Annotated in this window: 10 protein-coding genes; 3 read left to right on the top strand and 7 right to left on the bottom strand. The window is 65.1% G+C overall.

Annotated elements, in window-relative coordinates:
* The 3 genes from J7528_RS23135 to eno all read right to left on the bottom strand — a co-directional run.
* Positions 1–662, bottom strand: a 662-nt coding sequence (locus J7528_RS23135) for a thiamine pyrophosphate-dependent enzyme (protein WP_291879550.1), incomplete at its 3' end; no start/stop codon positions are given.
* Positions 663–829: 167 nt separating this feature from the next.
* On the bottom strand, positions 830–1,132 hold the full coding sequence (locus tag J7528_RS23140) for a septum formation initiator family protein (RefSeq protein WP_047405705.1): 303 nt from the start codon (positions 1,130–1,132) through the stop codon (positions 830–832).
* A 373-nt stretch (positions 1,133–1,505) separates the two neighbouring features.
* Positions 1,506–2,786, bottom strand: a complete 1,281-nt coding sequence (eno, locus tag J7528_RS23145; protein WP_291879551.1) for a phosphopyruvate hydratase — start codon at positions 2,784–2,786, stop codon at positions 1,506–1,508.
* Between the two features lie 115 nt (positions 2,787–2,901).
* On the opposite strand from eno, the gene J7528_RS23150 reads away from it, so the two are divergent.
* Positions 2,902–3,666 (top strand): enoyl-CoA hydratase, encoded by a 765-nt coding sequence (locus J7528_RS23150; RefSeq protein WP_291879553.1) that lies wholly within the window; start codon positions 2,902–2,904, stop codon positions 3,664–3,666.
* A 15-nt stretch (positions 3,667–3,681) separates the two neighbouring features.
* Here J7528_RS23150 and J7528_RS23155 read toward each other — a convergent pair whose 3' ends face one another.
* From J7528_RS23155 to secG, 4 genes are all read right to left on the bottom strand, one after another.
* On the bottom strand, positions 3,682–4,668 hold the full coding sequence (locus tag J7528_RS23155) for a retropepsin-like aspartic protease (RefSeq protein WP_291879555.1): 987 nt from the start codon (positions 4,666–4,668) through the stop codon (positions 3,682–3,684).
* A 123-nt stretch (positions 4,669–4,791) separates the two neighbouring features.
* Positions 4,792–4,974, bottom strand: coding sequence for a 50S ribosomal protein L32 (gene rpmF / locus J7528_RS23160; protein ID WP_010919589.1), 183 nt, complete (start codon positions 4,972–4,974; stop codon positions 4,792–4,794).
* Between the two features lie 125 nt (positions 4,975–5,099).
* Positions 5,100–6,752 carry a CTP synthase gene (locus J7528_RS23165; protein ID WP_291879557.1) on the bottom strand — a complete coding sequence of 551 codons (1,653 nt, stop codon included), beginning with the start codon at positions 6,750–6,752 and terminating at the stop codon, positions 5,100–5,102.
* A gap of 114 nt (positions 6,753–6,866) precedes the next feature.
* Positions 6,867–7,397 (bottom strand): preprotein translocase subunit SecG, encoded by a 531-nt coding sequence (gene secG, locus J7528_RS23170; protein WP_291879560.1) that lies wholly within the window; start codon positions 7,395–7,397, stop codon positions 6,867–6,869.
* Between the two features lie 141 nt (positions 7,398–7,538).
* Between secG and J7528_RS23175 the strand changes: the two genes are divergently transcribed.
* Entirely contained in the window at positions 7,539–8,054 is a 516-nt protein-coding gene (locus J7528_RS23175) for a GNAT family protein (protein ID WP_291879563.1), read from the top strand.
* 117 nt (positions 8,055–8,171) lie between these two features.
* Positions 8,172–9,959 (top strand): glycosyltransferase family A protein, encoded by a 1,788-nt coding sequence (locus J7528_RS23180; RefSeq protein WP_291879566.1) that lies wholly within the window; start codon positions 8,172–8,174, stop codon positions 9,957–9,959.
* Positions 9,960–10,127 lie beyond the last annotated feature (168 nt).

Consider the following 10,127-nt stretch of genomic DNA (forward strand, 5'->3'; position numbering starts at 1 on the left):
GGGATGCGGAACGAGGCGCCACGCTTGTGGAACGCGGTTTCCGAGGCGGCGCGCTCGACGCTGGTGCCCATGGCGTACTGGTTGTTCTCGATCACGTACACGACCGGCAGCTTCCACAGCTGGGCCATGTTGAAGCTCTCGTAGACCTGGCCCTGGTTGGCCGCGCCGTCGCCCATATAGGCGTACGAGACGTTGCCATTGCCCTTGTAGCTGTTGGCCAGCGCCAGGCCGGTGCCGAGCGCCACCTGGGCGCCGACGATGCCGTGACCGCCGTAGAAGCCGGTGGCGATGTCGAACATGTGCATCGACCCGCCCTTGCCCTTGGACGAACCACCGGCGCGGCCGGTCAGTTCGGCCATGACCTCGCGGGGATCCATGCCGGCGGCCAGCATGTGGCCGTGGTCACGATAGCCCGTGATGATCTGGTCGCCCTTCTGCGAGATCGACTGCATGCCGACCGCGATGGCTTCCTGACCGATGTACAGGTGGCAGAAGCCGCCGATCAGGCCCATGCCGTACAGCTGGCCGGCGCGCTCCTCGAAGCGGCGGATCAGCAGCATGTCCTGATAGAATTTCAGGAGTTCGTCCTTGCCGACGAAGGCGTTGACACCGGTTTCCGGCGCCTTCCCCTCAGAGGCCTCAGCCTTGCGCGTACGCGCCATTCAAATCTCCCTGGCCAATCTTCATCGCGGCCTTCGTCCTGAGGATGTTTCCCGCCGAAAAATCGTCGGTTCCGCGAAGGAAATACCCTGGTGCACTCTTGGACCAACCCGGGATCTGGCGATCCTCAGGCCGATCCGCAATCGATTCCGAGAGAATACGGGATCGGTCAGCTAGGACGCTTGACCCGGATCACATAGTCCCTTGGGTCGGCATATCCTAGGAGGGAACGCGCACGCTCCTCCAAGAGATCAGCCGACAGACTGCCGCTGCGTAATAGACGAGCACGCGCCTCCAGGTCCATCCTCTCCGCGCGTATCTTCCTGAGTTCCTTTGTTTTTGCTGCGAGGTCCGCATTGCGTTGCGAGATCGACAGCAGGCCTCGATCACCCGTCAGAGCGTGAAAGGCGAAGTAGAAAATCAGGAAAAAGATCGCCGCGGTCGGCAGGAAGGGTTGCAGTCGGGCGAACATTTCAGCGTCCCAGAGAGGGACTCGCAGAGTCGCAGACCGTGCTTAACGCCTTCTAAATCCAGGCATTGAGAAGGGTTATCACCGGTTCGCGAATTAGGCGAACGATGCTTTCAGATGAGATGGTTTCACCAGCATCTAGATGCCGCATCGCCGAAGCCATTTCGCGACCGCGAACGGCACGGAAATGGTCTCGTTTGAAACGACTGCTCAGCTTTTAGAAAATTTGTGGGTTAACCGCGCCAGCAACCATTTCGGCTGACGAGGAAATGGCGCGGCGAGCGTCAGAATCGCGACCTAAAACCCGCGCAAAACAAAAGGCGCGGCCCCTTTCGGAAGCCGCGCCCTCGTCATTTCCAACGGTCTGGAAGGGCTCTTAGCGGCCCTTCAACGCCGCGCGAGCGGCGTAGACGCCTTGATCGTCCAGCATCTCTTCGATGCGCAGCAGCTGGTTGTACTTGGCCGTACGGTCCGAGCGGGCCAGCGAGCCGGTCTTAATCTGACCGCAGTTCAGGGCGACGGCCAGGTCGGCGATCGTGGAGTCCTCGGTTTCACCCGAGCGGTGGCTCATGACGCTGGTGTAGCCGTGGCGGTGGGCCAGTTCGACGGCGTCGATGGTTTCCGACAGCGTGCCGATCTGGTTGACCTTCACCAGGATCGAGTTGGCCAGGCCCTTGTCCAGGCCCATCTGCAGGCGCTTGGGGTTGGTGACGAACAGATCGTCGCCGACCAGCTGGACCTTCTTGCCCAGGGTGTCGGTCAGCAGCTTCCAGCCTTCGAAGTCGTCCTCGGCCATGCCGTCCTCGATCGACAGGATCGGGAACTTCGAGGCCAGGCCCGCCAGATAGTCGACCATCTGGGCCGGGTCGAGCGACTTGCCCTCGCCTTCCAGCTCGTACTTGCCGTTCTTGAAGAACTCGGTCGAGGCGACGTCCAGGCCCAGGACGAAGTCCTCACCGGCCTTGTAGCCGGCCTTCTCGCCAGCCTTGACGATGAAGTCCAGCGCGGCTTCGGCCGACGCCAGGTTTGGGGCGAAGCCGCCCTCGTCGCCGACGTTGGTGTTGTGGCCGGCGTCCTTCAGGGCGCCCTTCAGGGCGTGGAAGATCTCGACGCCCATGCGCAGGCCTTCGCGGAACTCCTTGGCGCCGGTCGGCAGGATCATGAATTCCTGGATGTCGATCGGATTGTCGGCGTGGGCGCCGCCGTTGATGATGTTCATCATCGGAGTCGGCAGCACGCGGGCGTTCACGCCGCCGACGTACTTGTAGAGCGGCAGGCCGGCTGACTCGGCGGCGGCCTTGGCGGCGGCCAGCGAGACGCCCAGGATGGCGTTGGCGCCCAGGCGGGCCTTGTTCGGCGTGCCGTCCAGCTCGATCAGCAGGTTGTCCAGGCGGCGCTGGTCTTCAGCGTCCACGCCCGACAGGGCGTCGAAGATCTCGCCGTTGACGGCGTCGACGGCCTGCTGGACGCCCTTGCCCAGATAGCGGGCCTTGTCGCCGTCACGCTTTTCGTTGGCTTCGTGAGCGCCGGTCGAGGCGCCCGACGGCACCGCGGCGCGACCGAACGCGCCGTCTTCCAGGATGACGTCGACTTCGACGGTCGGGTTACCCCGGCTGTCGAGAATTTCGCGGGCGATGATGTCGACGATCTCGGTCATGGACTGCTCCTCAAGGCCAAAAGGCGCGGCAGCCTTTAGCCGCCATGCGAGCCGTGCGCAACTTGACTTCCCCGAGGGAGGCTCACTGATCGTCAGTCAGGAACGGGAGGATCCCATGCTGGACGTCGAACGGCGCGGCCCGACAGCCATCGTCACCCTCAATCGACCTGAGGCCATGAACGCCCTTTCCAAAGGACTGCGACAGGCTCTGTACGACGCCATGGTCGCGCTGGACGCCGATCCCAAGGTCAGCGTGGTGATCCTGACCGGCGCGGGCGAGAAGGCCTTCACCGCCGGCCTGGACCTCAAGGAACTGGGCGCTGACGGCCTGGGCGCCGCGAATGATCAGGATGCGCGCTCAAACCCCGTCCGCGCGGTCGAGACCTGCCGCAAGCCGGTGATCGGCGCGATCAACGGCGTGGCCATCACCGGCGGCTTCGAGCTGGCCCTGGCCTGCGACGTGCTGGTCGCTTCGGAGAACGCTCGCTTCGCCGACACCCATGCCCGCGTCGGCATCATGCCGGGCTGGGGCCTGTCGCAGAAGCTGTCGCGGCTGATCGGGATCTATCGCGCCAAGGAGTTGTCCTTGACCGGCAACTTCCTAGACGCCCGCACCGCCGCCGACTGGGGCTTGGTCAATCGCGTCGTACCGGCCGGCGACCTGTTGCCGACTGCCCTGAAGCTGGCGCAGGACATGGCCTCGATCCCGGTCGAGACGCTGTCGTTCTACAAGGCGCTGATCGACGAGGGCTACGCCCAGACGTTCGGCGACGGCCTCGAAACCGAGAACGCCCGCTCTACCGGTCACAATCGCGAAGTCACGCCGGAAAAGGTCGAGGAGCGCCGCCGCCAGGTGATGGCGCGCGGCCGTTCCCAGTAGATTTGGCACGGTAGCCTAGGCGCTGAGCGTCGGGGCGATCAGACCGCCCTGCCCCAGCCGAAACAGCACCCGCCCGATCCCGAAGTCCAGCTCGACCCGGGCGAACAGGCGCAGCACATCGACGCCCAGCAGCGCCGCCGGGCGGTCGTTCAGCCCCCAGACGTCGAAAATGTGCAGGTCGGCGAAAGCCATCGGAATGTTGGTGATCCGCAGTTCGCCCATGGTGATGGAGGGCACGACGCGGAACTCACCCAGCAGCATCTCGCCGCCGGCGGTCAGCAGCCGGGCCGGCTGGAAGTGGTCGGGCGAACGGCGTCGGCGGGCGGCGATGGCGCGGGCCAGGGCCATGTTACCGATGCTGACCCCGCCCCCGGAATCGATGAAAGCCAGCGACCGCGCCCCGGCGATCCGCGAGTCGGCCAGGGTCAGCCGCCCGAACTTCTCGTCGGCCATGACCGAGACCTCGCGCGGCAGGCGGAACGAACCGTTGACCGGCGAACTGCGGCGGATCTCCAGCTGCTTCTTGCGGAAGTCGATGACGATGTTGCGGTCTTCGAGGATGTCGACGCCCAGCAGGCCGTCGGCGCCGATGCGCTCGAACGGCAGGACCGGCAGGGTCGCGTCGGTCAGGCGCGAATCCCCGCTGCGCAGCAGGGTCACGAGCGCGGTCTGGCTGAGAACCGAACCAGAGACCCCGTGCACCATCACGTCCGGTCCGCGCGGCAAGGCCAGGCGCTCCGCCACGCTGGGCGTCAGGACGCTGCGGTCAGCACCGGTGTCGACGACGAATTGGAAAGGCCCCTGCCCGTTGATCATGACCGGCACGGTCAGGCGGGCGTCCTGGTCCAGCGAGGCGTCCAGGACCAGCAAAGGCTGCTCCGTGGGCGGGACCGGCGCGGGCGGTGTCTGAGACAGCGAAACCGGCGTGATCGCGCCAGCCAGCGCTGGTGGCGCGGCTAGCGAAAGACCCAGTCCCGCCGCTATGTCGCGGCGTGTGAGCATGGGCGTACCTCCCTTACCGGAAGCGTAACACCGTTCTTTTATTTCGTGACGGAAATACGACGAAAAACGCCGCCCGGGCGACCCGAGCGGCGTCTTCAAAGCCGTCAGTGACGGAAGGAGACCTTAGTCTTCCTTCGGCGTCAGGATCTGCTTGCCGTTGTACATGCCGGTCTTCAGATCGACATGGTGCGGACGGCGCAGCTCACCGGTGTCCTTGTCCTCGATGAACGAGTTGGCGCCCAGGGCGTGGTGCGACCGGCGCATGTTCCGGCGAGAAGGCGAAGTTTTTCTTTTGGGAACGGCCATCGAAGTGACTCTGCTCGCTGAGCGTGAAAATTAGGAGCGGCGACTTGGGTTCGACCCAGGCCGCCGCGTGAGCGGGGGCTTATGCCCGAATCTCTCCCCAAGTGCAAGCACCTGGGGAAAAAGCGTCACACAAGCCGTCCGTGCTCCTTCGCGGCAGCGATGAAGCTGGCGAAAAGCGGGTGCGGCGCGAACGGACGGCTCTTCAGTTCCGGGTGGTACTGGACGCCGATGAACCACGGATGGTCGTCCCGCTCGACGATCTCGGGCAGCACGCCGTTGGGCGAACGGCCGGTCAGTTTCAGGCCCGCGTCCTCCATCAGGTGGACATAGCCGATATTGACCTCGTAGCGGTGGCGGTGGCGCTCGCTGATCTCGGTGCCGCCATAGATCTCGGCGACCTTCGAACCGGCCGTCAGGACGGCGTCATAGGCCCCCAGGCGCATGGTGCCGCCCAGGTCGTCATTGGCGCGGCGCTGGACGGTCTCGTTGCCCTTGATCCACTCGGTCATGATGCCGACCACCGGACGCTCGGTGGGGCCGAACTCGCTGGAAGTGGCGTCGGCGATGCCGGCGACGTTCCGCAGGGTCTCGATGACGGCCATCTGCATGCCGAAGCAGATGCCGAAGTACGGCACCTTGCGCTCGCGGGCGAACTGGGCCGCGCGGATCTTGCCTTCCGCGCCGCGCTCGCCGAAGCCGCCGGGCACCATGATGGCGTGGGCGTTCTCCAGGCGGGCCGCGGCCGCGCCCTCGTCGCCCTCGAAGGTCTCGCTCTCGACCCAGTCCAGGTTGACCTTGACCTTGTTGGCCAGGCCGCCGTGGTGCAGGGCTTCGATCAGCGACTTATAGGCGTCCTTCAGGACGGTATATTTGCCGACGACGGCGATGGTGACCTCGCCATCCGGATGCTGGACGGTGTCGTCGATGGTCTTCCAGCGCGACAGATCCGGCGCTGGCGCGTCGTGCATGCCGAAGACGTCCAGCACCTCGGCGTCCAGGCCTTCCTGGTGGTAGTCGATCGGCACGGCGTAGATCGAGGAGCTGTCCATAGCCTGGATGACGGCGCTGGGCCGCACGTTGCAGAACTGCGCGATCTTGCGCTTTTCCTCGGCCGGGATCTCCTGCTCGCAGCGGCACAGCAGGATGTCGGGCTGGATGCCAATCGAGCGCAGCTCCTTGACCGAGTGCTGGGTCGGTTTGGTCTTCATCTCGCCGGCCGTCTTGATGAACGGCAGCAAGGTCAGGTGCACGTAGCAGCTCTGGCCGCGCGGCAGGTCCTGGCGCAGCTGGCGGATGGCTTCGAAGAACGGCAGGCCCTCGATGTCGCCGACGGTGCCGCCGATCTCGACCAGCACGAAGTCGACCGGCTTCTTGCCCGTCTCGTCCATGGCCGGAGACAGGACGAAGTCCTTGATCTCGTTGGTGACGTGCGGGATCACCTGGACGGTCGCGCCCAGATAGTCGCCGCGGCGTTCCTTCTCGATGATCGTCTTGTAGATCTGGCCCGTCGTGATGTTGTCGGCCTTCTTGGCCGACACGCCGGTGAAGCGCTCGTAGTGGCCCAGGTCGAGGTCGGTTTCCGCCCCGTCGTCGGTCACGAAGACCTCGCCGTGCTGATACGGGCTCATCGTGCCCGGATCGACGTTGAGATAGGGGTCGAGCTTACGAAGGCGAACCGTGTAGCCACGCGCTTGCAGCAGCGCGCCAAGCGCCGCCGAGGCCAAACCCTTGCCAAGCGAGGAAACCACGCCGCCGGTGATGAAAATGTACCGCGTCATGGGCGATCAGATTACCCGTGATTCGACGACGCCGGTGAAAAGACCTGCGTTCATCAACAAGATTAAACCCCCGAGGTTGCCCTCGGGGGTCGGTTCAGATCCGTCCTGCGACGGTTATGGCTTGGGCTGTTCGGCCGGCGGAGCCGCGACCGTCGGGGTCGCCGCGGCGGCCGGAGCCGCTTCCGCCGGTTTGGCAGCGGCCTTGGCGGCCGGCTTCTTGGCCGGTTCGGCCGGCGCCAGCAGCGAGGGCTGCGGCGCGGTCGGGGCCGGCGCGTTGATCTGCGGGGTCGGAGCCTGGATGGCGCCCGGCTGGGCGGCCGACGGATCGATCGCGGGAGCCTGAGGCAGCGGCGCCGCGTTCAGGGTCTTAGCGTCCAGGCTCTTGATGTTCAGGCGGTCGGTGACCGAGCCGCCGGTGTTCGAGCGACCGGTCAGGATCGTCAGCGTCAGGCTGATGACGAGGAAGATGGAGAACAGGATCCAGGTGGTGCGGGTCAGCAGGTCGCCGGCGCCGCGAGCGGTCATGAAGCCGGTGTTGCCGCCGCCCATGCCCAGCGCGCCGCCTTCCGAGCGTTGCAGCAGGACGACCCCGATCAGACCGAGGCAGACGACGATATTGATGGCCAGCAGGACGCCGATGAGCATGACGAAGTTGTTCTCGATCCGGGCGCGGGCGAAATGCCGCGCGAAAAACGAAGCGGCCCCTCTACCACTAGAGGCGGCTACGCGCCATAGCTGGGAAGCGTGCTCCCCCACGCAAGTCCCAAAGCTGAATCTCCGGACCGCATGATCCTCGAGACCGAACGCCTGACCCTCGCCCCCCTGACGGTCGACGACGCGCCCCTGATCTATCCGTTCCTCAGTGACGCGGAGGTGATGTCGAATCTGGATCAGGAGCCGATCGAGGATCCCGACGAGGTGGCCGGCCGCGTCGCCGCCCAGGTCGACCAGATGGGCGCCGGCGACGCCGCCTATTGGTGTATCCGTCACACGATGAGCGGCGCGTTCCTGGGCTATTGCGAGTTCATCGACATCGACAAGCGCCACGATCGGGCCGAGATCCGCTTCGTGGTCGATCGCAAGGGCTGGGGCCAGGGCTTCGGCGCCGAGGCGGTCAGCGCCCTCCTCGCTTACGGCGCCAGCAGCGGCCTGAAGAGCCTGGTGGCCAGCACCCACGTCGGCGACAACCGCGCCGAGCACCTGCTGCAGAAGCTGGGTTTCAAGGCCGAGGGCTATCTGAAAGGCGCCGTGCACCGGGACGGCGAGCGCCGGGATCGTCGACTTTACGCCCTTGAGCTGTAAAAAGCGTGGGTAACTCCGGGTGCGGCGATCCGTATTATCGACCCGGATAGTTAACGGATGCATGTTCCGTGTTAACCGCCGCACCCCGAATCGGGTGCGCCCGGAACGGAGATCCCGATGCGCTCGCCCGCCGACATGGACATCGTCCAGATCGACATCAGCACCAAGTGCCACTTGGCCTGCTCGAACTGTACGCGGCTGATCCCGCACCAGACCCAGCGCCGCGACATGGAGCTGGAGACCTTCGAGCGCTCCGTCAAAAGCATGGAGGGCTGGAACGCCCCCAACAAGGTGATCGGCGTCATCGCCGGCGAACCGACCCTGCACGGCAATTTCGAGCAGATCTCGCGCCGCTTCGCCGAGCTGTGGGGCGGCGAGAACACCTCGAACGGCCGCGCGCCCATCAAGGACTTCAACGACTTCGCCACCCAGCGCCTGTTCGACCGCTCGAACGGCCGCGGGCTTTGGACCAGCCTCGGGAACGGGTTCTACAAGAACTACGAGACCATCATGGAGGTCTACAGCCACTTCAACACCAACACCCACGAGACCGCGGGCCAGCACCAGGCGCTGCTGATCAGCCGCAAGGACTACACCCAGGCGACCGGCATGTCGGACGCCGAGTGGGAGTACAACCGCGACAATTGCTGGGTGCAGAAGCTGTGGTCGGCGACGATCAACGATAAGGGCGCCTATTTCTGCGAAGTGGCCGGCGCCATCGACCGCCTGTATTTCGACGGCGCGCGCGCCTGGCCGGTCGAGCAAGGCTGGTGGCAGCGCACGCCCGACGACTTCAAGGATCAGCTGGATCTCTGCAACTATTGCGGCCTGGCTCAGCCGGGTCCGTCGCAGCTGGACCTCCTGGACCGCGACATCATCTCGGCCGAGCACAAGGCGATCCTGAAGAAGCTGGGCAGCCCGGCGATCCGCAAGCGCGCCTACGAGATGTTCGACCCCGAACTGCACATGCAGAAGCGCCAGGTCGAGACGCGCGACAACTATGTCGGCGACGCCAGCTCGGGCCGCCGCGTCGGCATCGGCCACAACTCGACCAAGCCGCGCAAGCTGGCCTGCGTCCTGACCTCGGTCGGCTATGGCGACGACCTGGCCCAGACCCTGCCCCAGAACATGCGCGAGTTCGACGAGATCATCGTCGTCACCTCCAGCGACGACCTGCGCACTCAGGAGGTCGTCAAGGAGAACGGCGCGACCCTGGTGATCTCGGACCGCTGCTTCGAGGACGACCACGCCTTCAACAAGGGCAAGATGCTGAACGATGGCCTCAAGGGCCTGAAGGACGCCGACTGGATCGTCTTCACCGACGCCGACATCATCATGCATGAGGGCTTCTATGAGCTCTTCATGTCGCACTCCTGGAACCCGGGCTGCCTGTACTTCACCAGCCGCGTCGACAGCCAGAAGGTCGAGGGCAAGGGCGAGCAGACCAATTTCGAGCCGAACGGCTATTTCCAGCTGTTCAACGCTCGCGCCCAGGCGATCCGCGACAACTGGCCCAACGTCGTCAGCGAAAATTTCTGCTCGGCCGGCAGCGTCGACAGCTGGTTCTACCAGCAATGGAAGCGCGAAAAGCTGTTCGGCATCAGCGACATCCCGGTCAAGCACATCGCCAGCGCCCGGCTGGGCGAGAACTGGAACGGCAAGGAAGCCAAGCCGAAAAAGTGGCGCCAGTTCGGCATCCTGACCACCAACGGCTTCACCGCCCTGGACCCGACCGCCACCGAAGTGCCCGAGACCATCCGCCTGACCGACACCTGTCACGGCGACACGGTCGAGCTGCACCGCGACGACCTGGACAAGCACATCCACATCGGCCCCAACGGCCTGGTCTTCCAGGGCAAGGACATCGGTCACATGCACGTCCACGTGGCTTACTTCGCGGATTGACGCTCACAGCTCCGCCGCTTCACGCGGCCAGCCGCTGAAGGTGGGTGGGGAGGTGACGGAGCGGCCGGGCGAACCCGGAGACCGTAAGGTTTGTTTGTGTTTCGGCTCGGACGACCGCTCCGCCAGGCTGTTCTCTGCCGTGAGGATGGCCGGCGTGAGCGTTATCTG

This window comes from Caulobacter sp. (assembly GCF_017744445.1).
In the GTDB taxonomy this organism is placed as follows: Bacteria; Pseudomonadota; Alphaproteobacteria; order Caulobacterales; family Caulobacteraceae; genus Caulobacter.